We start from the raw sequence: 25084 nt of genomic DNA, 5'->3' as shown, positions 1-25084 counted from the left end.
ACTCCTTTTTAGTTACGTGATTAATGATGGTTGTTTTACGGCGACTATCTTAGCAGTGGTGTCCACTTCGAAAAGTCCGCAAGATGCGCCCAGTAGGCAGTCAATCCGATATAAGCAAAGATGAGAGCTGCCACACTTAACACAATTGCTCCAATAGTTCGCAAGAGCCGGGTTGATTTGAGAGAGAGGGTTGGTACGGAAAAAATTCCTCCTAAGCCAACGAGAATGAACCCAATTCCTGACAGCAAAGGAAGTTGTGTTATTCCCAGGTTTATGATGCGAAAGCCAATTAGAAGCGATACCAGTCCTGCAAAGAATCCATAAATGCCCAGGGTAAATAATTCCCAACCCATTGCCAGAGCTAGGGAAGTTCCTAGAAACAAAATGCCAAACAGAACAGTTGTTTCACCAAAGGCAACATTGAAACTACCAATAATGGGCCAGGTAAAAGTCATGTGTAAGCCAGTGACTAAAGCGATCGCGCCGACTACACCAAAACCAGGAATCCAGCGTTTCTGATTTGAAGTACCAAGACCAAAATACACATAGGCAGCTAACAGAGCGAGTCCAGCTGATAGATTAATCAGCATGAGTGTAAGGTAATCGATAAACATTAGACCTCCTGCAAATGTTCGGTTTTGTTAAGACTTAGACAAAAACTGAAGTATGCAATGCCTGTCGCATTGCTTTGTGTACCAGTTTTGGCTTCCGAAATACTCTGGCGTTATTGAATACAGGTATGAATTCAAGATTTCCCAATTGCTATAAACCAACTATGATGAGTTTTCTAACATCAAGCGAAAAGTTAATTCATACCCTGAATCAGCAACGCCGTTTTACGGCGACTATCTTGACTTATAGTCTGTGCCCTAATCTAATTGGCTACAGCTATAGTCTGGTGACTTGATGCTTTCAAGACTCATCCTGACGATTTCGTGCGGCATACCAATCCATTCAAGAACGATGAGATCAGCCAGCGAACAGGCACCGGGCATATGATAGAGTTTTATTGAATGTCCCTTATCGCGGAGAATGTGTTTTTGCTTCCTATCTGCTGTTTTCATAGTCTGAGTGTAATGATTCCTAATGCTCTGTTTCTTTCAGATTCTTAGGATGTTTTGTCAGATTCTTGTGCAATCACCTTCAAGACGCAGCGTGGAACCGAGCGTTCTGTCGAGGAACGCGCGGATCAACGTTGCCACCTCCTCTGCATGAGTCTCCAGCGCGAAATGTCCGGCGTCGAGCAGCAAGGATGGTAAGGTAAGAACCAAAAAACCACAAAGATTGCATCATTAGATCGCTCTGTAGACTTGATATGTAATTAACACGCATGACTTTCCCTACTCTCTTGGTCTATGAAACTAGACCAGCCACGATGCTTGTTCTGATGAAGATTGAATTACCTTGATTTAGACGAAATCTTCCATAATCAGAGAGTGATTTAAGCCGCTAGCAGCAACGCTACCCTGAAAAACAGCAGCGACGATCACTTGCATGGGTGAAGTGATGTCACCTGCCGCATAAACGCCTTTGACGCTAGTTTCGTTAAAAACATTGGTCGTCTTGATTAAATTGAATTCATTCAACTCACAGCCTAACTTTTCAGCTAGGTTTGAACGGAGTGTTTGCTTTGGTCTGATCAGTATTCCGCGACGCGCAATTTTCTCATTTGTCTCAAAAACAATGTTTTCCAATTGTCCGTTATCGCCTTCGAGTCGGATGATTTTCTCTTCGCGAACAAGAATTTTATGGTTTTTTAACAGTGTCCTTTGATCAGCGGTTAGATCGGCTTTGCCGTTGGTGCAGAGGACTAAATTAGCACTCCAATTTTTCAGCAATGCCGCCATTTCGATGCCCGTTTCGCCATTTCCAACAATGGCAAGCGGCTCGTCGCGCACTTCCCAGGCATGGCAATAGGGACAATGAAACACGCTTTTGCCCCAGAAATCACCAAAGTTTTCGAGAGCTGGAAATTCATCCATTACCCCGAAAGCCAGCAAAATTTTGCGCGTTTTTTTTATTGTGCCATCCTCAAACACTACTTCAAATTGATTGCCGGATGGGGTGATTTCCTTGACCCCGATCGCTTGAAATTCAACGCTTTTATAAGGTTTGAGTTGGTCGCGCCCAATGTTCAAAAGTTCATGCGGACTGATGCCATCGCGGGTGAAAAAGCTGTGCGACTCGTGTGCGGGAGCGTTACGCGGATTCCCTTTGTCGCAGACTAACACTCGACGGCGACTTCTGCCTAAAAGCAGTGCCGCACTGAGTCCAGCGGAACCGCCACCGACAATGACGCACTCGTAAATCTCTTTGTTTTGGTTCATCATCTTTTTCTGTTCTACAACTTTGGACATAATCATCAACTCCTAAGTTCTCTTTGTCTTAGTTCACTTGAGTATAGTCAGTTCCAACACTCAACTTCTTGCAGATTCTTATGGAGTTTCTTATGAAGTTAGCGAACCGATTTCAGTGTTGCTTTAGTGAGTCGCTTGAAATGCTGTATTAAACATTTCGCACTGCCTTTCGACTAAGCTGTTAGTCATTTAAATTTATTGCTTCAACCCCTTACAGTATGGGGTGTGGCCCACAAATAGTGCAGTTTGAATGTCGAACAGCTTACTGCGCTACAAACCCACCATCTACCAGCAATGTTGCACCTGTTGTGAACGATGCCAGGTCAGATGATAAATACAGAACTGCATTTGCAACTTCAAGCGGTGTTCCAATTCGTCCGATCGGGTGAAGTCCTGTCAAGTAAGCTTTGGCTTCATCTGTAACTGCTTCAAACATATCTGTTTGGATTGCCCCTGGTGCAACTACATTGATGCGAATACCCGCTTTGGCATATTGGAGCGTAGCAGCTTCAAACATATCTGTTTGGATTGACCCTGGTGCAACGGCATTGATGCGAATACCCGCTTTGGCATATTGGAGCGCAGCAGCTTTTGTTAAGCCTACTACCGCATGTTTACTCGCGGTGTAGAGGAGTATGTTAGGAAGTGCAACGACTCCAACCGCAGATGCCATATTGACGATCGAACCACTTCCCTGTTTCAACATCTGAGCAATTTCATATTTCATCGACAACCAAACACCTTTGACATTGACATTCATAGTGCGGTCATATTCAGCTTCTGTTTGCTCAATCAATGAGGGATTTTCGCCGCCCATTCCTGCATTATTAAAGGCAATATCCAACCGACCAAAAACGTCAACCGTTTTATCAACCATTGCTTTAACATCGGCTTCTTTCGTGATATCTGCTTGCACAAAAATAGCCTCTCCGCCAGCATCCTGAATCAATCGAACCGTTTCTTCACCTTCATCAATTCGACGACCAGCTACCACCACCTTTGCTTGTTGTTGGGCATAAGCGATCGCTGTTTCACGACCAATTCCTGAAGTTCCGCCAGTGACAAGCGCCACTTTATCCTGAAGTATCATTCTATTTCTCCTAAAATCTAAGTCCGGTTGTTCTCTCTTGAAATGATCGTGAAATCGCTTTAGAAGAAAGCTCAGACAAATCTTGCCAACAAAAGGCTAAGAGCAAAGGAAAAGGCATGAAAGCTGACGTGGGATAACATCGCAGCCTCAAGTGAGTATTGCCAAAAGAGCCAACCAAAAGCCATGCCAGCTATCCCATTGAGTAATATTGCTCGGATAACCACAAGCGGAGTGAGTGGAACTATCGCGGCAGTTGCGGGCAGGTGTAAAAGCCCAAATACCAGCGCTACTAGCACAATCGCACCTTGGTATATTCCTTGGCTTGGCAACGTAATACCTTGTTTTAAGACTTTCCACGCTATCCAAACAAGCAGCGACATTAAGCCCCAGCGCATCAGAATTTCCTCAGTGATGCCGCCATAAAGCATGGCTGTAAGTGAACTCAGCCAATTCGGTTCTGTGTTATTGGATGCCTGTAGCGCTTCAGGTAGAGCATGTTTCATGAACCGATCGAGCAACAGGAGAATGATTATTGTCGCTGCACCCACACCCAAGCTCCATTTCATCTCAATGACAGAATATGGAATCTTAGAGGTATGAAGTACCCAGTAGTCAATCAAATGTGAGCGTAATCCAACGCGATAGGCACAGCCAATTCCGATCAGAATGCTGATTGGCAGTAGAACTGTAAGCTGTAGTCCTTGTAGGAGTATTAAAACCCACAGTGGCGGGACTTTTGCCAGTATTTCTGGAGACAGTTTCGCCAACTGTTGCTCAACTAATGGAATCGATGTAATCGTAACCATCACAATGCCCACAATGCCCAACACAAATAGAATCCCAAATTGTTTTAAAATTGCCATTGATTTAATCTTTAGAGACATCAGAATACTGGGTAGACACAATGCCAAGATAGAGAATGACAACTGGTGACTAACGCCACCTTACTCTGAAGTATCATTCCTATTTCTCCTAAAATCTAGCCACTTTACCTTGCAGTATCATCCTGTTTCTCCTGTTTCAATCAATATTGACCTTCAAAAATCGAACTCCAATCCGTTTAGCAATTATCAACGCCGTGAAGCTAGTCTAATTTTCTGTAAATTTCAGTACAATTTTGCCCCGTGTTCCTCCCTGCTCTAGACGCTGGTGTGCCAGAACGACCTGATCCCAAGACAATACTGAATCAATCACTGGGCGAAGCTGTTGACGCTCGATTAGTTTTGTCAAAGCCTCTAATTTTGCTCGGTACTGGGGTGACAAAACAAAATGAATTGTCAGATTCTTTCCCCATGCTTTAAGAAGCGATTGCGGTATTGCAATGTCTACAATGCTTGCAAGCCTACCAAAGGGACGAATGATTTCTAGACTACGCTGAATTGTTTCTCCGCCGATCGTATCTAGAACTAAATCCACACCCAGTCCATTTGTTTCTTGACGAATGACTTCTACGTAATCTTCATTTTTGTAATCAATCACCCGATCTGCGCCCAGTTCTGTCACGAAATCTCGGTTTCTAGAACTACACGTCGCAAAAACGTATGCCCCTATCGCTTTGGCGAGTTGAACTGCGATCGAACCCACTCCACCCGAACCCGCATGGATGAGAACTGTTTCACCGACTTGTAGATTGCCCCTAGTCACTAGACAATCCCAAGCCGTTCCGCCTGCAAGCGGAAAAGAAGCTGCTTCAATGTGCGATAAATTTGCAGGCTTCAATGCAACAATCGCTGCATCAGCCACATGATACTGAGCGTAGCTACCGAATTCTCCAAAAATTTGCGGCGAGTAATACACGTTGTCTCCCACCTTGAAATCAGTCACGGCTTCTCCAACTGCCTCAATCACCCCTGAAACATCGACTCCAAGGATAGCGGGTAATCGAACTATCTCCTTGTAATCACCACGACGAGTTTGGTAATCGACCGGGTTAATCGAGGTTGCACAAACTCTGACTAACACCTGATTCGCCTTCAATGCTGGTATAGGGACAGTTTGAATCTCAAACTTCTCAGCATCACCAAACGCAGTTAATACGGCTGCTTTCATAGATTCCATCTGTGCCAACTCTCCTTGATTTAGAATAAACAGTGACGGGATTTCAATACTATTCAGCGTAGGTAAGTTCTACCTAACTTCGTAAGTCAGCACGATTTGGTAAGGTAGTTACCGTTTAGTAGCAAATGCAGATATCACAGCCTCGTAGCACACCAAAAAAGTTTTCTCGCTCCCAGCCAAAGGCGATGTGCAACTTAACTAAATAGTCATGTCGTTCCATTGTTTCTCATAGCGATCTCCTTTCTTTTGTAAGCCTAATGTTCAGGTCATTAGCCAACAACTGGCTGAGATTCAATTCCTCGACACCAAAGCCTAATTGCTGAATGCTTGATTCGTCTATCGATTTTTGATTGTTTTCAGAAAACCAAGATAATTCGATGCTGCTTCCTGAGCGTTTTCGATCAACAGCAAATGTCCTGCTTTGGGTAATTGAATAATTTGACTCCCTGGAAGACAGCGATGTGAGCGATCGACATCCCGAATATCATAGATTTTGTCTTCCTGACCCCAAATTGCCAGGGTCGGAACCCGACTGTGAGGCAACTGACAAAGCACATCATCATAAAGATTCACAATGTCCCAAGTCTGCTGATAATTTCGATTACGATTCACATAATCGTTCACTTTCTCGGTTTTGACCTCATCCGGAATCGTAGGAGGCGTCACGAAAAGCAGACTGATTTCTAGATCGAACTGCTCTTTGGTAATCGGAATAAAGGGATTGATGCCCTCAATAATCGATTTCCTGACGCTAGTTGCCCAATTCGTTACGCCTAGCGGTGAACCGATAAAGGCGAGGCTGCGAACTTGGTTGGGATAAAGCTGGCTGTAAAGGGCTGCGATCGTGCCCCCCATCGAGCTACCTGCAACATCAAGGGATTGAATCTTTAGCTGCTCGACAAACTGGTGCAAGAGGGCTACCTGATTCTCTAGTGCATAGTCTTTCACGGTAAATCCAGTACTCTTGGCATAACCGGGTAGATCGGGTGCGATCGCTTGATAGCCTGCTCTAGCCAACTCGCACATCATGCCATTCCACTGCTCTTTCTCGGCAAATAATCCGTGCAGCAGTAAAATCGGTTGTCCTGTCCCTGCTTGATTATAGGAAAGCGTTCCACTCTCGATTTTTGTAGAGCGAGTTGCGATGTCACAGGTGGAAGCAGGGGTTGCACGATTCAACCAACCAGAGCCAACAAGCCCACTGACAACCAGAACGATAATAACTAACCGAAGAATGAACTTTCTCATGAATAGTTTTTCCTGACTATTCCAAATCCCAGGGTAAACGCATCTAAATTTTATTGACAAAAGTCGAAGCGATAAGGCATTGAAATCTCCTATGAATGCTGCGTCGAATTCTCGTTTGATTTAACTTAAGCGTAGGGAATTTCAAGGCTCGGTTTCTTTCAGATTCTTAGGGTGTTTTGTCAAATTCTTGCGCGATAACCTTTAGGATACAGCGCTGATAAATTCCTCGCTTTTCGCCCAAAGCTGCTTAGCTTTGTTAGCGTCAAGCGCATACGACCTTACGCCGTCGGCAAACGGGTTGGGCGTGTCATTGATCGGCGCGATCGCACAATCTTCGAGATAGTGCCCACCGATCTCGTCTTTATTCGCCACGACTGCTGCCCAGACCGACGTCGCGGCTGCCTGCGGAATTTCTTTCAACTCTTTCGGCGGCAGACCCGCTTCGGTGCGTGCTGCGTCAACAGTCTTCAAAAGTCCCTGCAAGTCCTCCGGCGAGAAATGGCGGGGTAGATCCGTCAGACTGTTTCCGGGCATCACCGAAGCAGCCCGAATGCCGCGATCTCGATGCCGCCTGTCAAACTCCACAGCGAACAGTGAATTGGCGGTTTTCGACCGACTATAAGCGACCCATGGATCGTACACCTGCTGCTCGAAATTCGGATCGTCCAAGTCGATATCGGCACCGCGATGCGCGAGCGACGACAGGACTACCAGCCGTCCATTATCGGCGAGCAACGGCTCGCTCTGATTGATCAGGGCGAGATGACCCAGATGGTTCGTCCCGAACTGGACTTCAAAGCCATCGATCGTCCGACCGAATGGAGTTGCCATAACGCCAGCGTTAGCGATAATGGAATCGAACGGCTGACGGTCAGCCAACAGTTTATCCGCGCAGGCGCGAACACTTTGCAAGGATGCCAGATCGAGATTGATCAATTCCAGGCAGCCACCTCCTTGCGACGCGGCATCACGAATCGATGCAGTGGCTGGCTCAGCTTTAGCAAGCTCCCTGACCGCGCCGACGACGCTAGCGCCGTGAGCGACCAGTGAGCGGGCGGTTTCAAGCCCAATGCCCGACGATGCACCGGTAATGAGAAATCGCTTTCCCTTGAGATTAATGCCGGAAAGCACCTCGTCGGCGGTCGATTTTGCACCAAATTTTTCAGCCATTTCTTTTCCTTTCGTTAATTGTGAGTGTAAAAGTTTTGAGCTTTTGCATACCCTATGATCGCCGCTCCTAAACCGCGAGAACCACCTGTTACCAGTGCAACTTTGCCTGCAAGTGTTGTCGTCATGATGGACTCCTTTGGATGTATTACTGCTCAATCAAACGCTGCTTACTATCGGGATGCCCTTGAGGAACCAACGGCACGGAGAGTGATCGAGCGGATGATGCAGGTCGATCGCCACTTGGTCGCAACGTTTCGCACTGCCGATCGACTACTGCGCTACATACCCACCATCTATCATCAACGTTTCACCTGTTACGAACTATGCCATGTAAGATGATAAAAACAGGACTGAATTTGGAACTTCAAGCGGTGTTCCAGCTCGTCTCTCTGTCTTGTTACCCTAGCGGAACTTAAGTTGAACCATGCCCGCATATTTTAATTGTTTAAGAGTGGCGACATTTGCATTCCAATCAATTCAATGGAGCGCATCAGTTGGGCGTGGTTCATCTGCGCGTTGTCCATTTGAAAAGTTACTCTCGAAATGCCGCCGAGCGATTCGCTGTGACGGCGGATTTTCTCCGCCACTTCTTCGGGACTGCCGACCAGTAATGCGCCGGTTGCGCCGCGCTGCGCGTCAAAATCGGCGCGCGTAACAGGCAGCCAGCCTCTCTCTCTGCCAATTTTAGTAAAGGTTTCGGCGTAGCCCGGAAAAAATTCTTCAACGGCTTGTTCAGTCGTGTCGGCGACATAACCGATTGAATGCAATGAAACTTTCAATGTTTCGGGCGCGTACCCGGCGCGCGCTCCGGCATCGCGGTATAAATCTACGAGCGAGCGAAAGCGATGCGTTTCGCCGCCGATAATGGCAACCACGAGCGGCAGTCCAAGCATTCCGGCGCGGAGGAAAGATTGCGGCGTACCGCCGACCCCAATCCAGATGGGAAACGGCTTTTGCAGCGGACGCGGATAAATTGCTTGGTTTTCCAGCGCGGGGCGAAATTTGCCCGACCAATCGACCGTTTCGTTGTCCCGAATTTTGAGCAAGAGTTCGAGCTTTTCAGCGAAAATCTCGTCGTAATCGCCGAGGCTAAATCCAAATAGCGGAAAGGCTTCGGTGAACGAGCCGCGCCCGACAACCATTTCGGCGCGACCTTTTGAAATCAAATCGAGCGTGGCGAATTGTTGAAACACACGCACCGGGTCAGCCGCGCTCAGCACCGTAACCGCGCTGGTTAGACGGATGCGCTCGGTGCGTGCCGCGGCAGCGGCGAGAATAACGGCGTTTGCCGAATCTAAAAATTCATGCCGATGGTGCTCGCCGATGCCGAAGATATCCAAGCCGGAACGATCCGCCTGCTCTATTCTCTCCAGCAGTTCGGCGACGGACTGCGCGGCATCCGCCGTTTCGCCGTTTTCACTCGTTCCAACCGAGGCAAAACTGTCAATTCCAACTTCCATATCATTTCCCACGCGTTTTGCGAATGAAATAGACTAATCCGAAATAGTAGAAAGTCTTGCTGTACGAGTTAAGCTGCTGTTCTCTCGCTCAGCAAAGAACGCCTAACCATCATCAACTCAGAGGGGGCGCGCTACTACCGTGATCTGAATTATCAGGGAGCGGAATGAATTCAGTTTCACCGGGAACCGCCGGGAAGCGGCGGTCTTGCCAATCTCGTTTTGCCTGCTCGATACGCGCTGAGCGGCTCGACACAAAGTTCCAGTACTTTGTGCGATCGCCCACTGGTGCCCCGCCGATAATCATTGCTTTTGCCTCAGCCCCCGCACTGATATTTACTGATTCATCCGGTGCTAAAACGGCTAGACGATATGGCTCTAAAGGCTTTCCATTTACGAATAAGCCGGATGTGACGCTATAAACTGCCCTTTCTAAACCTTCTATTGGCGCTAGCTGAAATTGACTACCCTCCGTGAAAACGAGCGCTAGGTAAAGAGTAGCAGAGTAGGTTTTAACTGGTGATTGGTGAGACTGATAGCTACCGGCGATCAAGGTCGCGCTGGTGCCTGTTTGAGTCCACCTCGGTAAATCAGTCGCCGAATAATGTGAAAAGCTGGGTTCAACTTCTTCAGCGATTTCGGGGAGGGCAATCCAGGTCTGAATGCCGTGAAGAGTAGATTCTTTCTCTCTAAAGCTCTCGGGCGATCGCTCAGAATGAACAATACCTTTGCCCGCTGTCATCCAGTTCACCTCGCCCGGAAAAATCTCTTGTACTGTACCTAGACTATCTCTATGCAGAAGGCTTCCTTCAAACAAATAGGTAACCGTCGCTAAATTGATGTGTGGATGGGGTCTAACATCGACGCCTTTTCCAGCCGGAAAAATAGCTGGGCCTAAGTGATCAAAGAAGATGAAAGGTCCAACCATTTTTAGGGTTTCACTCGGTAAGATGCGCTGTACGCTAAACCCCCCTAAATTGTGCTTTTCAGGCGTGATTAATTGCTGAATACTCATTTTCGTACGATCCATTCTTAGTTGACGCTGTGGACGAAGATACAATCTTAATTCTGTTGCTGCTTCAGATTCTTGCCTAACTTAACTTCAATGTAATGAATTCCAAGGCTCGATTTCTTTCAGATTCTTAGGGCAAATTTTCAGATTTTTATGGTGCTAACGAATCTGCTTGGGGGTCTTTCCCGTGAATCGCTTGATGTGCTGCGTCAAATGGCTTTGACTGGAGAAGCCTACTTGTAGGGCAATGTCTGCGATCGCCAAATCGGTTTTCGATAGCATCAACTTTGCCTGTTCCACACGCTGTTGAATCACGTACTGACGTGGAGAAATTCCCATTGTTTGCTTAAACAAACTCGCAAAGTAAGTCGGGCTAATATTAATCACTTCTGCAAGCTCAGTCAGTGACAAATCTCGATCAAGGTGAGTACGAATATAGCCGAGCACTTGCTGTAATCGGATGTGCGTTAAGCCTTTGCGCTTGGCTTCAAGGGTTGGCGTTGTAATTGTTAGCATGGTTCAAAGATTGGCAATTTGCTCAACAAAACAGGCAAAAGCTAGCCATCGCGCATTCGATCACTGCAATATTTTGCATTGCCGATCGACTACTGTGCTACATAGCCACCATCTACCATCAACGTTTCACCTGTTATGAACGATGCCATGTCAGATGATAAAAACAAGATTGCATTTGCAACTTCAAGCGGTGTTCCAATCCGTCCGATCGGGTGAAGTCCTGCCATGTAAGCTTTGACTTCATCCTGCCCACCTGTCGCTGCTTCAAACATATCTGTTTCGATTACCGCTGGTGCAACGACATTGATGCGAATACCCGCTTTGGCATATTGGAGCGCAGCAGCTTTTGTTAAACCGATTACCGCGCTTTTACTCGCGGTGTAGAGGGGGAAGGTAGGAAATGCAACGACTCCATTTGCAGATGCCATATTGACGATCGCACCACTTCCCTGTTTCAACATCTGAGTAATTTCATGTTTCATTGACAACCAAACGCCTTTGACATTGACGTTCATCGTGCGATCGTATTCCACTTCTGTTTGCTCAATCAATGAATGATTTTCGCCGATAGTTCCTGCATTATTAAAGGCAATATCTAACCGACCAAAAACGTCAACTACTTTATCAACCATTGCTTTAACATCGGCTTCTTTCGTGACATCTGCTTGCACAAAAATAGCCTCTCCGCCAGCTTCCTGAATCAATCGAACTATTTTTTCACCTTCATCCATTCGACGACCCACTACTACCACCTTTGCCTGTTGTTTGGCATAAGCGATCGCTGTTGCTCTGCCAATTCCGGATGTGCCTCCAGTGACTAACGCCACTTTATCTTGCAGTATCATTCTGTTTCTCCTGTTTTAATTTCATCGGTTTGTCTCAGGTAAGTTTGTCTCAGCAACTCAGTGACTTCTTGCGCGATCGCAATCAGGGCATGGTTAACTGAAGAGTCGCGAAGAGAACCAGTCTGAGGTTTACCTTCATGCCCAGGATTATTCTTGCCTTGTACTAGTGAATGCGTCATAGAACTATCCTCAATTAAATACTGATTTGTAATTGACTAAATCAATACCCAGGAATTCAGTTGTTGGCATGGTAACTGTTGTCATGGTTCAAAAAATGGCAATTTTGTTCATTGAAACAGGCAAAATCCTAGCCATCAAAATTAGATAACTTACAGCACTTACAGACAAGTCAGATATGAATTGGGAGCAAAGATCGGGGAACTTAATGACTTGCAGCAATCATGGCAGCCATCAACTCCGTCGTGTTCCAGCGCTCGGTATACCGAATTCCATTGATAAACAGGGCTGGGGCAGTCGTTACTCCACTCTCTATTCCGCCTTCGATATCTTCGTTGATGCGATCGACATGCACTTGTTTAGACAACTCTTTGAGAAATTGAGGAATGTCAAGCCCTAAATCATTGGCGTACTCGACAATATAACCGTTCTCCAACCTTTGTTGATGGTCAAATAAGGTATCGCTCATTAACCAAAACTTTCCTTGGGCGGCGGCGGCTTCGGCGGCTTCGGCTGCCCGTTGAGCATGGGGATGAATCTGTGTTTGTGGAAAATGACGGAAGATGAAGCATAAATAATCTTCTCCAAAAGCAGCACTAAGCTCTCGTTTGATCGCTTTAATCAGCTTGTAAACGTCCGCACTTCTAGGGCATTGATAATCTCCGTACATCACCAGCACTACCTTGGCACTCAGAATACCTTGAATCCAATCTTGAGTTGAAGGTGGTACAAGTAAAGACCTGTGGCTACGATCGTCGCTCATGTTTTTACATCTGCATCAAGCATAGAACCATGCAATTTACTTGCTCGATCCATTTGCATGACTGTTTGCATAAATTCAATATAGGTGGTCGCTTTCAACCTGTCGTCTATAGTGAGTTAAAAGTTTGACAGTAGAAATTGATAGAGTAATCGTTCCATCGCAAAGTAGAAGGCCGACTCTAACTTAAGTTAGACTCTCGACTCGATCGAAAGTACACCCTACAAACTGACAATGCCGCGCTTAACAGCAACAATCACCGCTTGAGTGCGATCGCTCACATCCAACTTATTCAAAATCCGATTGACATGAGATTTAACCGTGCCTTCACCAATACTCAAAGCTGCCGCAATATCCGCATTACTCATTCCCTGTGCCAGCGAGCGAAGTACTTCTAATTCTCTTTCACTCAGTTCTGGATTGCTGAGGCGCTGTACTAACTTTGCTCCCACATCAGGCGGAATATACTTCTGACCCCGATGAACGGTGCGAATCGCATTCAGAAGCTCGTCAGGTTCAGTTTCTTTCAGCAGGTATCCTTTTGCGCCTGCCTGCAATCCCCGATAAATATCTTCGTCACTATCATACGTGGTCAGTACAATAATCCGAGCAGATTTAACGCTCGCACAAATTGCACCAATGGCGGCAACTCCTTCCACTTCAGGCATTCGCAGATCCATTAGCGTTACATCTGGTTGGTGTTCCCGAAATAAGGCGATCGCCTGTTCCCCATTTTCAGCTTGTGCAATCACCTGCATATCTGGGTCACGGTTAATAATCGTGGCTAATCCTTGCCGAAAAATGGCGTGATCGTCCGCAATCAGAACCCGAATGGTCGTAGCTTGGCTCATTGTAATGCTCACTCAAAGGTTGACGGTGACAATAATTTCTGTTCCTTGTCCAGGTTGACTCCTAATCGTGAGTTGTGCGCCGATGCGCTCAGCCCGTTCGCTCATGCCGAGTAAGCCAAAACCCTCAGAGGCTGAAATACTGCCAACTCCAAAGCCCTGTCCATTGTCTCTCACGCGCAAGCAAAACTGATCGCGATCGTAGACTAGCTCCACTCGAATTTCGTCAGCATTGGCGTATCTAATCGCATTAGTTAATGCTTCCTGCCCAATCCGTAGTAAGTTATTCTCGACTTCAGTGGGTAGAGAATACACTGCACCCTCAATCTCATAATATAGAGTGACATCCATTGCGGCAGTTCTGATTTGAGCGATGAGACGATGGAGAGCGCTCTGTAAACTGCCCTCCTCCAAAAGCTGAGGACGGAGCGCCACGACCGATCGCCGCGCTTCAGTCAGTCCAGTTCGCGCCAATTCTTTAATCAGGTCTAGGTGTGCCTGAGCTGCTTCTAAATCATCCGTTAGCACCTGGTTTGCAGCACCTACCTGAGCCAGAATACCTGTAAACGACTGAGCGAGTGTGTCGTGAATTTCGCGTGCCATGCGGTTGCGCTCTTCCAGAATCGAGGCTTCTTCTGCTTGCTTCAGCGCCGTAATATCTCGCGCTAGCCAAATCACCTGATCGTGGTCGATTGGTGCAATGCGAGCCGAAAACCAGGCTTCTCGTCCATTTAGAAACGCACTGTACTCGACTGTGAGGGTTTGTTGGGTTCTCAGCACCTGCTGAATATAACTTAGAAATTCATCGGCTTGTTCCTTTCCGAGTTGATGCATGGTTTTACCAATCATCTCCTCAATGGGTTGCCATAGCAGATTTGGCTCCTGTACGATGATTTCAAGGAATCGCCCTTCCGCAGTCAGTACAAACAGCGGATCGGGAATGGCTGAAAAGAGCGCCCGCAGTTCTGCTTCAGAGGCTTGCAATGCTGCTTCTGCTTGCTTGCGATCGTTGATATCCGTAACAACTCCCAACGCTCGGATGGGTTCACCGGATTCATTCCAGGTAACAATTTTGCCGACAGAACGAATCCATTTCCACTGACCATCCTGGGTACGAAGGCGATACTCTACTTGAAAGTTGGGGATTTCTCCAGTAATACAAGCACGGTAGGTTGCGACAACTGATTCTCTGTCATCAGGATGCAAACGAGCAATCCATTCAGGAATGGTTTCGTGGAATGTTGCTGGATCGTAGCCCAGCATTAAAGCGTATTCCGGGTTAACAATTCTTTCTTCAGTCTTTAAATCGAAATCGTAGAGTCCTTGATTTGAAGCGGTTAATGCTAAGCGTAGTCGTTCTTCACTCGTTTGTAGAGCGGCTTCTGCTTGCTTGCGATCGCTAATATCCGCAATCACCCCTTCAATGTAGTCATCGTCTGCATTCAGATAAGCAGAGAAAAGTCCCCAAAACACTGTCCCATCTAGTTTTCGCCCCTGTGCTTCATAGCTTCGCACTTCCCGCTCCCGCTTCAGCACCTCAAGGAATTGTTGGCGATCGCTAGGATTTACATAGTAGTCTGTGGCGTGTTCAAGCCCAATCATCTCCTCTGATGAATCAAAGCCAAGCAGATTGGCATAGCGTTGATTGGCATCGAGAAGTAATCCATCCGAGAGGCGGGTGCGGAAGATGCCAACCTGTGAGTTTTCAAAAATATTGCGGAACTTAGCTTCACTGCGTTGTAATGCCTCTTCTGCTTGTCTGCGCTGGGTGGTGTCATTGCCCACCGATAAGATTTCAACGACATCTCCCTGGTCATTGAAGATGGCTTGATTCGACCAGGCAATCCAAACCCGTCTACCGTCTCGACAAAGGTTTTCATTCTCGGTTTGCAAGTAAGCTTGAGGTAAGGAAGCTTCAAGATTGTGAAACAGATTGTGAACAAACTGCTTGAGATCACGTCCAGATATTTCGGTTTCTGGAACGATTGTTTCCAGTAGGGTACGCCCTAAAATCTGATCTTCCTCATAACCAAAAAAGCTCAGTCCATAGTCATTCATGTATCGAATTCGTCCTTCCCTATCCGTGCGAAGGATGATTGAATTCGCAGTTTGAATCAGGTTACGGTAATTGGCCTCACTTTGTTGTAACGCAGCCGTTCGTTCTGCGACCTGTTGCTCTAAAGTGCAGTTGTAGTCGGCTAGGAGTTTCTCGGCTTGTTTGCGTTCTGTAATATCCTGAAAGGTAGCGATCGCATAAGCGATATTGCCCTGTTGATCAAAAACTGGTGTTCCCCGTGCCTCAATTAGAATTGTGACATGATCTCGACGAATTTCTATATCTTCAGTCCTGATGCGTTCGCCCCTTAATGCCCGCACAATAGGCAAGCTCTCCGCTGGATAGATTTGATCCGTTCCCGCTACATAAAGCTGATAAGCCTCTGAGAGCTGCTCCGGTGCTATGGAAGTATCAGTTTCTTTGCCTATGAGTTGATTGCCGCATTGGTTGGCATAGTAAGGGCAACCCGTCGCATCCACGATCGCAATTCCCACTGGAATCGCTTCGAGGAACTGGGTGATCTTGCTTTCCTTAGCCTGCAGTTCTGAGTAAAGGTTGGCATTTTCGATGGCGATCGCTGCTTGAGTCGATAATAGCTGCAAGACCTGCGATCGCTCTGGTGTAAATACTCCAGTTGCTAACTGATTTTCTAAATACAATACACCGACCAGCTTGGCTTGATTTAGCAGCGGTAAACAGAAAACAGATTGAGGCTGGTTCTGTTGAATATATGGCTCATTAATAAAAGCACCTTCACGAGTCGCATCATTTAAGGTGACAGGCTTCAGAGTCCGAATCACATATTGAATGATTGATTCTGGCAATTGTTCGGCAATTGGAATAGACTGTAACACCTGAGTCGCACAAGCATTTTCATCGGCATTGAGTTCACAAGCCGCTTCGATTAACCATTTTCCTGAGTTTTCTAAAATCAGATATCCGGTTTGTGCGCCAGCATTCTCAATTAAAGTTTGCATCAGTAATCGCAGCAATTGCTTCAGTTCAATTTCACGAGAAATCGCCTGTGAAGCTTTCATCACTGCTGCTAAATCGAAAGCGGTATGGAAGGGATTAGAGATAGTTTCAGCAGTAATAGGAATTGATGTGGAAGCGGCTCTAGACGATTTAGGAAAGAACTGTGGATAGCGTTTTTCTAAGTTTTTAACTTTAGCGATCGCGCCCCAGCGATCGTAACAATAGTGCGCCTCTTTCATATAGGTTTGAGCAATTTTTGACCGACCTCGCGCCAGATAATGTTTAGCCGCTAATTCATACGCGAGTGCTTCTTCCTGGATATACTCATTTTCAGCAGCACCTGCGATCGCCCGTTCATAAAACTCTTCAGCCTCAAGAAATTGGCCTAAGACTCGCGCTTTCTCTGCCTCGACTAGATAAAATTTATGTAGATAATTTATTGGGGCATGTTCTGCCCATTTCTGCATCTTTTCTTGGTTAGTATTAACAGAGTTTAGCCAAGCTGATTTTTCAGAGTTTGCAGCATCGAGCGATAGGCTCAAAAGCGCCAGAGAATGATAGAAGCAGAATACAGGTAAAATCGTTATTGCTGTCACCTCTTCAAAATGTGGCCTTGCTAAAATAGCAATTTGTACTGCTTGATGATATTCTCCAAATAGATAACATAATATAACTTTGTATAAATGGAGTATTTTAATTGCACTTCCATCTTTAACTGCAATAGCGTGTGGTAACGCCTGCTCTTCATTACACACCCGACCAACTAAGCGGCTGGGATTCTCAGACCTATTTAGCAAATTAAGAATGGTCTGCCACAATATTGCAAGCCAATTCGAGGGGCTTTCCCGTCTGATTTGGTTGATCGCTTTGCTGTAAGTTGCTGTTTTTTGTTCTAGTTGGGTAAGTTTCTCTCCAGCAAAAAATGAGTTATGGCACACGAAATATGCAGTATAACCAGCAGATTCAAAGTCTCCGGTTTCCACCGCATTTTTATAAGCATCAACCAGAAATGTTATTGATATCCTAAGATGCACCTTCCAGTGCAGGATATGGAAACTCGAAAACATTAATGTTTTCGAGTTTCCTTTTTTGCTATGCAATCGTTCTGCCAGGCTGAGAGCCAGTTGTCCAAATTTATAACCGAGTTCAATGTCTTGAACAACTCCACATAGAACAGATCCGTAAGCAACATAACTATGTGGTGACCAGGTATTACTACCGTAGTTAACTGACAGATTTACCCTCTTACATACAATCAGTATCCACAGTGCTGGTAACGTTATAAATACAGCAGACCCCATATTCGCTAGGATTGACATAGCTGCCAGTGGTTCTGGTGCAGTCATCTCTGGTAAATTGATCAAGTCTTCGATTTCTCGTTCAGCAAGTAGTGCAGCCGTTGACTCCAATTCCCTTTGAATATCTGCCTGACTTGGATTTTCTATTAAATCTATTCCCAATAGCTTTAACGCTTCCAATCCAGTTTTTAGTACTTCTTTCAGGTTGCCCTGTGACAAATATCCTTGAATTCTGCTATCGTAAGCCTGCACTTTGTCAACCACTGTTTTGCCACGATCAAGTACCACTTCTACCAACTGTTCCATCTCATCAAAGTGACCCTGGAGATACGCCGCTTCTGCTGCTTCTGAGTACAGCGCTAAGGTAAGGTCATACTCACTCTGCCAACTCTCTGAATTGAGGAGGTGAAACCCTGTAGTGAAATACTTAAAAGCTGCTTCATAAGCCGTTGATGCCTTTGCTTTCTGACCTGCCATTAAATTAAATCTGGCAATTTCAGTTCGTTCTGATTGAGCAGTGACTAGCTCAAGTCCTTGATTGAGATGATCGATGATTTCAAACAACCGATCGGATCGTTGCTCTGGTGAAGTTTTTTCGAGCAAATTGCGACCGATTTGGAGATGAACAACCTGTTTCTGCGATTCATCAATCAAAGCATAAGCCGCTTGCTGAACGCGATCGTGCGAAAACTTATACTCTTGAACTAACAAATCTTCGTCCAATTCAGATAGAGGTTGAATTAATCCCGCTTGTATTGCTGCTAGTAGATCCTGGAAAATTGCTTTCGGTGATTTTTCGCAAACGATCGCCAACGTTTCTAAATCAAACTCAGACCCAACACAGGCAGCTATGGAGAGAACTTGCTGTGTTGCTTCCGGCAATTTCTGCAACTGATGCAGCAGCAACTCCACCACATTATCAGTGATATCTTGAGCTTCAATCTCAGCTAGGTCCCACTGCCAGCTCAACTTTTGTGCATCGAAAGTCAACAGATGTTCGCCATACAGCATTTTCAAAAATTCACCGACAAAGAAAGGGTTGCCCTCGGTTTTACGTGACACAGCTTGGGCTAGGGCGCGAACGATATCAGGATTGTGATGTAATGTCTCAGCTATCAGTTGACTCAACGGTTCCAGGGTTAAAGGGGTCAGGATGATTTCCTGAAGTACTGCTCCCTGGTTTCGCATGCTCTCTAGCGTTAAGACCAACGGATGCGTTGGAGTCAGTTCGTTATCTCGGTAGGCTCCGATCAAAAACAGATACTGGATTTGCTCATCAAGTAAGATGAGTTCGATTAACTTCAAAGTCGCAGAATCGATCCACTGTAGATCGTCTAAGAAAATGACTAGGGGATGCTCTTTTGCACAAAACGCCCGCACAAATCTTTGAAACGTGAGATTGAAGCGATTCTGTGCCTCAGTTGCTCCAACTTCGGGTATAGGCGACTGCTTGCCAATGATTAACTCAACTTCGGGGATGACATCAATGATGATTTGTCCGTTGCTGCCCAGAGCAGTGAGCAGGCGCGATCGCCACACTTCCACCTGCTCATCCGGTTCGCTCAAGAGTTGCTGCACTAACTTTTGCAGGGCATTCACAATGGCGCTGTAGGGAATGTTGCGCCCAAATTGGTCAAATTTGCCAGAGATAAAATAGCCTTGGTTTGCTGTGATCGGTTTATGGAGTTCCTGCACCAATGCCGTTTTGCCGATGCCAGCATAACCGGAGACCAGCATCATTTCACGATGCGGTGGTAGGGTAATGTTTTCTTCTGCTCCCCCACTTCCCCATTCCCCTACTCCCTCATTCCCTGCCACTCTGTCGAACGCCGCCAATAATGCTGCAATCTTCGCTTCTCGCCCATACAGTTTTTGAGGAATGCAAAATTGTTCAGAAACATCTTGTAGACCCAATGGCACAGGTTCAATTAAACCCACTTCTGCCAGTTGCTGGGCACAGCGTTCTAAATCTGCTTTGATGCCCCAAGCACTTTGATAGCGATCCTCCGCATTCTTTGCCATCAGTTTCAAAATAAGATCTGAAACAGGTTGGGGAATTGTTGCATTCAATTCATGCGGGGGAGTCGGCGGTCTGGCAATGTGGCTGTGGACTAGCTCTAGGAGATCTTTAGTGGGAAACGGTAATTGTCCCGTCAACAGTTCGTAGAAGGTTGCACCCAGTGAATAAAAGTCGGTGCGATAGTCGAGCATCCGGTTCATTCGTCCGGTTTGCTCTGGCGACAAATAGGCGGGGGTTCCTTCTAGAAGATGGAGACTTTTGAATGTCGGATTGGTGCGACTGAAGCGAGTGGCAATGCCAAAATCAATGATTTTGACAACGCCAGTCCTCGGATTAAAGACAATGTTGCCAGGATTAATATCTTTATGGATGACATGAGCCGCATGGATTTTGCCTAGAGTATCAGTAATGGCGATCGCCATATTCAAAAAAACCGACAGCGGCATGGGACAGAAGTCTAATTGTTGCCGCATCCAGCATTCTAAAGACTCTCCACCAAGGTCTTCCAAAAGAATAACCAGCGTGCGCTGGTAGTCTTGCTGGCTGTATGCCTTGACTACGCCTTCAATGTTGAGAAAGCGAGTAATTTCATACTCTTGCCGATAGCGAGTTAAATCCTGAGGAGAGGGATAATCCTGCTTGAGAACTTTGGCAATCACTGCACAGTTATCTTGCTCTCTGATACCCCGATACACCAAAGAAGCTAAGCTCTCATAGATTTTGCTGTGAATAGTAACTCCAGGCAGGGTAATCATTGAACGCCCCCCGGCGAAAGACTGTCATCCGTTTCCCAAAGTATATCGCTTGCCAAACTCCAGAATATAAAGCTCCTTGTGTGGATCTTTATATCTTGACTTGTAATTGCTCAACTCAGTAGCCAATCAGACTGGTGTGAGGCAAGGGCATGGGAAATAGCCTGGAAGGCAGAGATACATTCAATATCTTCCACAGGCTACCTCGGAATCGAGAGCCGTATTGCTGAAGCGTTGAGGCAGCCAGGGTCTGTCGTCGTCGGTTCACGGCAATAGCTCGTAGTGACAACCGCTTCATCCGGGGGGCAAACAGGTCATCGCCCGCATCAAAGGTGTGGGACATCGCTACCGGATTTTGCATTCAGACATTGATGGTCGATCGGTTGTATGAATGTACTTTCGATCAAATTCGGATTCTAACTTAAGTTAGAGCTAGCCTTCTACTCCGCGATGGCATGGTTAATCTATCAATTTGTACTGTAAAAAATTTAACTTGCTATAGGCGACAGCTTGAAGGCGACCACCTATATTGAATTTATGCAAACAGTCATGCAAATGGATCGAGCAAGTAAATTGCACGGTTCCATGCTTGAAGGCATAAATATTCAAGGTGCAACTGGATTAACGCACGCTCAAGCAGCTACGTTGAAAGCATTAGGAGCAATCGCACAGTGAAGCGAATGCCCTTTGGGCACGCGACGCGAAAATCTTAACTCTGTGCTTAACTTGCGGAGCTTAAGTGATGAAATTTGGCGTTGTCTTGCAGACTCAGTTCATGGCGCGATCGCTTACGTCATCAACCCTTGAGGGTAAACAGACGTTTCACTTAAAAGCACAAGCAGAGATGTTTAGCTTTTGATTTCATTCTGCAATTCCTCATTCACCAATCGCTCCAATAGGAGAATTACCTAATGTCTACATTCAAGTACAATCGTCTAGACAAGAATAATGCTGCTGTTTTACTGGTGGATCACCAAACTGGACTGTTCTCGCTTGTGCGTGATATTGGTGCTGCCGACTTCAAAAATAATGTGTTGGCGCTAGCAAGTATAGCCAAGTTTTTCAACCTGCCTACTGTTTTGACCACTAGCTTTGAGGATGGTCCCAATGGAGTCATTATGCCTGAACTGAAGGAGAAGTTTCCCGATGCTCCTTTTATTCCGCGCCCCGGACAGATTAACGCTTGGGACAATGAGGAATTCGTTAAAGCCGTAGAAGCAACCGGTAAGAAGCAATTGATCATTGCTGGCATTGTCACTGATGTCTGTGTTACGTTTTGTGCGCTTTCGGCATTAGAGGCAGGGTATGACGTTTTTGTGGTTACTGATGCCTCTGGCACCTTCGATGAAGCCTGTCGCGATGCAGCGTGGGATCGGATGTCTCGTGCTGGAGTTCAGTTGGTCAATTGGTTTAGTGTTGTAGGTGAATTGCACCGTGACTGGCGTAACGATATTGAAGGGCTAGGTAATCTCCTTGCAGGGTTTATTCCTGACTACAAAAACCTGATGACTAGCTATGTGGCAACATCAAGTGCTGGCTCTGCCAGTCGTGAGCGCCTGATGACTCCTGTGTAACTGAGTGGGTGTTGTCATTGCCAAGTGATCAACTTCATTTGCAATATTGCAACGATACTTGATGATTTCGTGAATGGCTAGGATCGATTGCCATTGATCGATCCTAGCCAAGGTGGTTGCTGCCAAAATTACCAAGTAATCCGGTGTTTCGAGGGGATTGATTCTCAATGAAACTTCTCTTTCAGTCGATTCTCTCATCGTGTCTGATCTTTGGAGGCTCTCTGATTTACCCATCCCTGGTTGAGTCTGCCATTGCCCAGGATACCTTGCAAGGTCAAGTCCCCTCTGTGAATCTACTGGCTGATGTGCAACCGACCGATTGGGCATTTGCAGCATTACAAGCCTTAGTAGATCGCTACGACTGTATGGTTGGTTATCCAAATCAACTATTTCAGGGCAATCGAGCCATTACTCGTTATGAGTTTGCTGCTGGGCTAAATGCTTGTCTAGATCGGCTAGATCAGCTACTAGCCAGTGCAACAGTAGATCTGGCGGAAAGAGAAAATCTACAAACACTACAAAGACTTCAAGCGGAATTTGCATCAGAACTCTCAACATTGCGTAGACAGGTAGATTCCTTAGAAACCCGCACAACTCGATTAGAGTCTCAGCAATTCTCCCCTACAACAAAATTGACTGGAGAGGTCGTTTTTGCTGTGAGCGGTGCATTTGGCAGTGATAGAGCTGTACCACCAGGAGAAACACCTGGTTCTAGGGGTGAGATCGGTGACACTATCATTTTTAGCGGTCGTGCGCGGTTGATCTCGGACACCAGTTTTACGGGGCAAGATTTACTGAGAATTCGATTTCAGGCTGGTAATATTCCAAACTTTAGAGCAGCCACAGGAACCAATATGGCTCGCCTAAGTTTTGATGGTAATACAGACAATCAGTTCATTCTCAATCAACTTTATTATCAATTTCCCATCGGGTCAGATACTAGGGTGACTGCGATCGCCCAGGGCACTTTGTTTGATGTGGTTGATACGATTAACCCTCTATTGGGAAGTGATGGCAGAGGTTCGATTTCCGCATTTGGGGTGCGTAGCCCTATCTATCGTGAAGAAACAGGTGGGACAGGTGTTGGTATCAACCATAACTTTAACTCAGCCATCAATTTGACACTGGTTTATCTTGCTAGTAACGCCAACAACCCGACTGCGGGATCTGGATTATTTGATGGTTCTTACTCTGCCTTAGCACAACTGACACTCAAACCCACAGAATCCTTAAGTTTGGGCTTAACCTATGCTCGTTCTTTGAATTCAATTGATATTGGTACCAGTAGTGCCATTACCAATGATCCCTTTAATGGAAACAGTACCAGCATTGTTGGGGATAGCTATAGTCTTACGGCTTCCTGGCTTGTTAACCCTGCTTTCAGATTGGGAGGATGGATAGGATATCTCCGGGCATCGGCGCAAGACCTCTCCAATGCTCCTACTGCTGAGATTTTTTACTACGCAGTTAATTTTGGATTTCCAGATTTGGGTAAGGAAGGAAACTTATTAGGCTTTGTTTTTGGACAACCGCCTAGAGTGATCAGCAATCAGTTTGGAGTAAGCGATCGTAGCACCTCATTGCACTTTGAAACTTTCTACCGGTTTCAAATGAACGACCATCTCTCAATCACTCCTGGTGTAATCGTCATTACCAACCCTGAACACAACAGCAATAATGACACGATTTTTGTTGGCATTATTCGGACGACGTTTCAGTTTTAGAGTCTATACAGGCACGGTAAGAGCTGTTTTTCTGTTTTAACCATCCAATTTCCCGGACTGTTAAATTCTATGTTGGAAGAACCATTGGCGAGCAATACCAGTCAAGAAAACTATCTAGTCACCGCCGTGATTTCTCATATCGTGAGACCAGGACGTGAACAAGGTTATGAGGAATGGTTGCACGGAATTGCGACGGCTGCTCACCAATTTAAGGGACACTTAGGAGTCAGCGTGATCCGACCCTGTGACCACACTCATCCTGAATATGTGGCAATTCTCAGATTTGATCATTACGACAACCTCAAAACCTGGCTGGAATCCAGTGTGCGGCAGGAATGGCTGGAGCGGTTGCAGCCCTTGATTGAAAAGCCTGAAACCATTCAAACTCTAACGGGTCTGGAAACCTGGTTTACGCTTCCTAACAAACCCATGAAGGCTCCACCTCCGCGCTACAAAATGGCGATCGTGACATGGCTGGGAGTATTTTTTACGATATCTATTCTCAACCGTTTGCTAGTACCGCTCCTGGTTGGGCTTCCGGTATTGCTCAGAACCTTGTTGGTTACAGGTCTAACGGTTGCCCTGCTGACCTACGTGATTATGCCGCGCCTCACTCAACTCTTTCGCAAATGGCTGTATCCCATTTGAGCAAGTACATATCTTGCACATTCACAGGAATCTTCCATGTCTTGTCAACACCTGAACGAACTGACGCTGGAGAATATGATTTCAAAAGCCAATTACCCGGTATTCCGCTGTGAGGAATGCATGCGAGTTGGCGATCCCTGGGTTCACTTGAGAATTTGTCAAACCTGCGGCAAAATGCTGTGCTGCGACTCGTCTAAAAATCAACACGCTCGCCGCCATTACGAAGAAAGTGGACATGCGGTGATTAGTTCAGCCGAATTGGGAGAACAATGGCTGTGGTGTTTTACCGACGAACAACAGAAGAACTATTGATCACGCGCCCCTTTTCTACTCGCGAGGAAATCATGATGTCAAATCAGCCTGCCCTAACAGATATTTGGCCGAGTTTACCCCTGGACGCATGGCAAGAGACCTATGCCACCTTGGGTCGTGCTATTTTGTAAAGGATAGAGAAAAATAGTTAGCATGGAGTTGTATGTCTCACTTTTGCGCCGTGAAA

General features: G+C 46.1%; 23 protein-coding genes. 6 read left to right on the top strand and 17 right to left on the bottom strand.

Features of this window, described 5'->3' with window-relative positions:
• Window positions 1-44 precede the first annotated feature (44 nt).
• The 8 genes from QUB35_RS22655 to QUB35_RS22620 form a co-directional block, all read right to left on the bottom strand.
• Window positions 45-614, bottom strand: a complete 570-nt coding sequence (locus QUB35_RS22655; RefSeq protein WP_333099875.1) for a DUF981 domain-containing protein — start codon at window positions 612-614, stop codon at window positions 45-47.
• A 255-nt stretch (window positions 615-869) separates the two neighbouring features.
• A complete protein-coding gene (locus QUB35_RS22650; RefSeq protein WP_333099876.1) occupies window positions 870-1064 on the bottom strand; it encodes a hypothetical protein in 195 nt (64 codons plus the stop codon).
• 345 nt (window positions 1065-1409) lie between these two features.
• Complete coding sequence (locus tag QUB35_RS22645) at window positions 1410-2357, bottom strand: NAD(P)/FAD-dependent oxidoreductase (protein ID WP_333099877.1); 948 nt, start codon at window positions 2355-2357, stop codon at window positions 1410-1412.
• A 262-nt stretch (window positions 2358-2619) separates the two neighbouring features.
• Window positions 2620-3447, bottom strand: a complete 828-nt coding sequence (locus QUB35_RS22640) for an SDR family oxidoreductase (RefSeq protein WP_333143972.1) — start codon at window positions 3445-3447, stop codon at window positions 2620-2622.
• A gap of 71 nt (window positions 3448-3518) precedes the next feature.
• The gene (locus tag QUB35_RS22635) at window positions 3519-4310 is read right to left on the bottom strand and encodes a CPBP family intramembrane glutamic endopeptidase (RefSeq protein WP_333143971.1); all 792 of its coding nucleotides are present in this window, start codon (window positions 4308-4310) and stop codon (window positions 3519-3521) included.
• 226 nt (window positions 4311-4536) lie between these two features.
• Complete coding sequence (locus QUB35_RS22630) at window positions 4537-5505, bottom strand: zinc-dependent alcohol dehydrogenase family protein (RefSeq protein ID WP_333099880.1); 969 nt, start codon at window positions 5503-5505, stop codon at window positions 4537-4539.
• 336 nt (window positions 5506-5841) lie between these two features.
• A complete protein-coding gene (locus QUB35_RS22625; protein WP_333143970.1) occupies window positions 5842-6753 on the bottom strand; it encodes an alpha/beta hydrolase in 912 nt (303 codons plus the stop codon).
• Window positions 6754-6954: 201 nt separating this feature from the next.
• Window positions 6955-7923, bottom strand: a complete 969-nt coding sequence (locus QUB35_RS22620; protein WP_333143969.1) for an SDR family NAD(P)-dependent oxidoreductase — start codon at window positions 7921-7923, stop codon at window positions 6955-6957.
• A gap of 123 nt (window positions 7924-8046) precedes the next feature.
• Between QUB35_RS22620 and QUB35_RS22615 the strand changes: the two genes are divergently transcribed.
• Window positions 8047-8262: a hypothetical protein gene (locus tag QUB35_RS22615; protein ID WP_333143968.1), complete on the top strand. Its 216-nt coding sequence runs from the start codon at window positions 8047-8049 to the stop codon at window positions 8260-8262.
• Window positions 8263-8360: 98 nt separating this feature from the next.
• Here the strand turns inward: QUB35_RS22615 and QUB35_RS22610 are convergent, their stop codons facing one another.
• The 9 genes from QUB35_RS22610 to QUB35_RS22570 form a co-directional block, all read right to left on the bottom strand.
• On the bottom strand, window positions 8361-9383 hold the full coding sequence (locus QUB35_RS22610; protein ID WP_333143967.1) for an LLM class flavin-dependent oxidoreductase: 1023 nt from the start codon (window positions 9381-9383) through the stop codon (window positions 8361-8363).
• A gap of 112 nt (window positions 9384-9495) precedes the next feature.
• Window positions 9496-10395 carry a pirin family protein gene (locus QUB35_RS22605; RefSeq protein WP_333143966.1) on the bottom strand — a complete coding sequence of 300 codons (900 nt, stop codon included), beginning with the start codon at window positions 10393-10395 and terminating at the stop codon, window positions 9496-9498.
• A 156-nt stretch (window positions 10396-10551) separates the two neighbouring features.
• Window positions 10552-10908 (bottom strand): AraC family transcriptional regulator, encoded by a 357-nt coding sequence (locus QUB35_RS22600; RefSeq protein WP_333099886.1) that lies wholly within the window; start codon window positions 10906-10908, stop codon window positions 10552-10554.
• Between the two features lie 89 nt (window positions 10909-10997).
• Window positions 10998-11753 (bottom strand): SDR family oxidoreductase, encoded by a 756-nt coding sequence (locus tag QUB35_RS22595; protein ID WP_333143965.1) that lies wholly within the window; start codon window positions 11751-11753, stop codon window positions 10998-11000.
• Complete coding sequence (locus QUB35_RS22590; RefSeq protein ID WP_333099888.1) at window positions 11750-11932, bottom strand: hypothetical protein; 183 nt, start codon at window positions 11930-11932, stop codon at window positions 11750-11752. Before QUB35_RS22590 ends, QUB35_RS22595 begins: the two co-directional genes overlap by 4 nt.
• 203 nt (window positions 11933-12135) lie before the next feature.
• Entirely contained in the window at window positions 12136-12693 is a 558-nt protein-coding gene (locus QUB35_RS22585; protein ID WP_333143964.1) for a DsbA family protein, read from the bottom strand.
• A 218-nt stretch (window positions 12694-12911) separates the two neighbouring features.
• Window positions 12912-13541 carry a response regulator transcription factor gene (locus tag QUB35_RS22580; RefSeq protein ID WP_333099890.1) on the bottom strand — a complete coding sequence of 210 codons (630 nt, stop codon included), beginning with the start codon at window positions 13539-13541 and terminating at the stop codon, window positions 12912-12914.
• Window positions 13542-13553: 12 nt separating this feature from the next.
• Window positions 13554-20642 carry a PAS domain S-box protein gene (locus tag QUB35_RS22575; RefSeq protein ID WP_333143963.1) on the bottom strand — a complete coding sequence of 2363 codons (7089 nt, stop codon included), beginning with the start codon at window positions 20640-20642 and terminating at the stop codon, window positions 13554-13556.
• Between the two features lie 115 nt (window positions 20643-20757).
• The gene (locus QUB35_RS22570) at window positions 20758-21000 is read right to left on the bottom strand and encodes a hypothetical protein (protein ID WP_333143962.1); all 243 of its coding nucleotides are present in this window, start codon (window positions 20998-21000) and stop codon (window positions 20758-20760) included.
• A 176-nt stretch (window positions 21001-21176) separates the two neighbouring features.
• Between QUB35_RS22570 and QUB35_RS22565 the strand changes: the two genes are divergently transcribed.
• From QUB35_RS22565 to QUB35_RS22545, 5 genes are all read left to right on the top strand, one after another.
• A complete protein-coding gene (locus tag QUB35_RS22565) occupies window positions 21177-21314 on the top strand; it encodes a hypothetical protein (RefSeq protein ID WP_333143961.1) in 138 nt (45 codons plus the stop codon).
• Window positions 21315-21550: 236 nt separating this feature from the next.
• A complete protein-coding gene (gene ycaC, locus QUB35_RS22560) occupies window positions 21551-22213 on the top strand; it encodes an isochorismate family cysteine hydrolase YcaC (RefSeq protein ID WP_333093232.1) in 663 nt (220 codons plus the stop codon).
• A 167-nt stretch (window positions 22214-22380) separates the two neighbouring features.
• On the top strand, window positions 22381-23937 hold the full coding sequence (locus QUB35_RS22555) for an iron uptake porin (protein WP_333143960.1): 1557 nt from the start codon (window positions 22381-22383) through the stop codon (window positions 23935-23937).
• 69 nt (window positions 23938-24006) lie between these two features.
• Window positions 24007-24585: an antibiotic biosynthesis monooxygenase gene (locus QUB35_RS22550; protein ID WP_333099894.1), complete on the top strand. Its 579-nt coding sequence runs from the start codon at window positions 24007-24009 to the stop codon at window positions 24583-24585.
• 120 nt (window positions 24586-24705) lie between these two features.
• On the top strand, window positions 24706-24897 hold the full coding sequence (locus QUB35_RS22545; RefSeq protein ID WP_333143959.1) for a UBP-type zinc finger domain-containing protein: 192 nt from the start codon (window positions 24706-24708) through the stop codon (window positions 24895-24897).
• Window positions 24898-25084: the final 187 nt, after the last annotated feature.

Origin of the sequence: Microcoleus sp. B13-B6, assembly GCF_036705405.1 — a bacterium.
Taxonomy (GTDB): domain Bacteria; phylum Cyanobacteriota; class Cyanobacteriia; order Cyanobacteriales; family Microcoleaceae; genus Microcoleus.
This window is presented reverse-complemented; position numbering and strand designations above follow the sequence as displayed.

Coding starts and splice junctions, on each gene's coding strand:
- QUB35_RS22600 (WP_333099886.1), bottom strand. CDS start 10,908: ATGCTAACAATTACAACGCCAACCCTTGAAGCCAAGCGCAAAGGCTTA.
- QUB35_RS22635 (WP_333143971.1), bottom strand. CDS start 4,310: ATGGCAATTTTAAAACAATTTGGGATTCTATTTGTGTTGGGCATTGTG.
- QUB35_RS22615 (WP_333143968.1), top strand. CDS start 8,047: ATGATGGACTCCTTTGGATGTATTACTGCTCAATCAAACGCTGCTTAC.
- ycaC (WP_333093232.1), top strand. CDS start 21,551: ATGTCTACATTCAAGTACAATCGTCTAGACAAGAATAATGCTGCTGTT.
- QUB35_RS22585 (WP_333143964.1), bottom strand. CDS start 12,693: ATGAGCGACGATCGTAGCCACAGGTCTTTACTTGTACCACCTTCAACT.
- QUB35_RS22580 (WP_333099890.1), bottom strand. CDS start 13,541: ATGAGCCAAGCTACGACCATTCGGGTTCTGATTGCGGACGATCACGCC.
- QUB35_RS22545 (WP_333143959.1), top strand. CDS start 24,706: ATGCGAGTTGGCGATCCCTGGGTTCACTTGAGAATTTGTCAAACCTGC.
- QUB35_RS22570 (WP_333143962.1), bottom strand. CDS start 21,000: ATGCAAAATCCGGTAGCGATGTCCCACACCTTTGATGCGGGCGATGAC.
- QUB35_RS22650 (WP_333099876.1), bottom strand. CDS start 1,064: ATGAAAACAGCAGATAGGAAGCAAAAACACATTCTCCGCGATAAGGGA.
- QUB35_RS22575 (WP_333143963.1), bottom strand. CDS start 20,642: ATGATTACCCTGCCTGGAGTTACTATTCACAGCAAAATCTATGAGAGC.
- QUB35_RS22640 (WP_333143972.1), bottom strand. CDS start 3,447: ATGATACTTCAGGATAAAGTGGCGCTTGTCACTGGCGGAACTTCAGGA.
- QUB35_RS22655 (WP_333099875.1), bottom strand. CDS start 614: ATGTTTATCGATTACCTTACACTCATGCTGATTAATCTATCAGCTGGA.
- QUB35_RS22555 (WP_333143960.1), top strand. CDS start 22,381: ATGAAACTTCTCTTTCAGTCGATTCTCTCATCGTGTCTGATCTTTGGA.
- QUB35_RS22590 (WP_333099888.1), bottom strand. CDS start 11,932: ATGACGCATTCACTAGTACAAGGCAAGAATAATCCTGGGCATGAAGGT.
- QUB35_RS22605 (WP_333143966.1), bottom strand. CDS start 10,395: ATGAGTATTCAGCAATTAATCACGCCTGAAAAGCACAATTTAGGGGGG.
- QUB35_RS22550 (WP_333099894.1), top strand. CDS start 24,007: ATGTTGGAAGAACCATTGGCGAGCAATACCAGTCAAGAAAACTATCTA.
- QUB35_RS22595 (WP_333143965.1), bottom strand. CDS start 11,753: ATGATACTGCAAGATAAAGTGGCGTTAGTCACTGGAGGCACATCCGGA.
- QUB35_RS22610 (WP_333143967.1), bottom strand. CDS start 9,383: ATGGAAGTTGGAATTGACAGTTTTGCCTCGGTTGGAACGAGTGAAAAC.
- QUB35_RS22625 (WP_333143970.1), bottom strand. CDS start 6,753: ATGAGAAAGTTCATTCTTCGGTTAGTTATTATCGTTCTGGTTGTCAGT.
- QUB35_RS22620 (WP_333143969.1), bottom strand. CDS start 7,923: ATGGCTGAAAAATTTGGTGCAAAATCGACCGCCGACGAGGTGCTTTCC.
- QUB35_RS22565 (WP_333143961.1), top strand. CDS start 21,177: ATGCAAACAGTCATGCAAATGGATCGAGCAAGTAAATTGCACGGTTCC.
- QUB35_RS22645 (WP_333099877.1), bottom strand. CDS start 2,357: ATGTCCAAAGTTGTAGAACAGAAAAAGATGATGAACCAAAACAAAGAG.
- QUB35_RS22630 (WP_333099880.1), bottom strand. CDS start 5,505: ATGGAATCTATGAAAGCAGCCGTATTAACTGCGTTTGGTGATGCTGAG.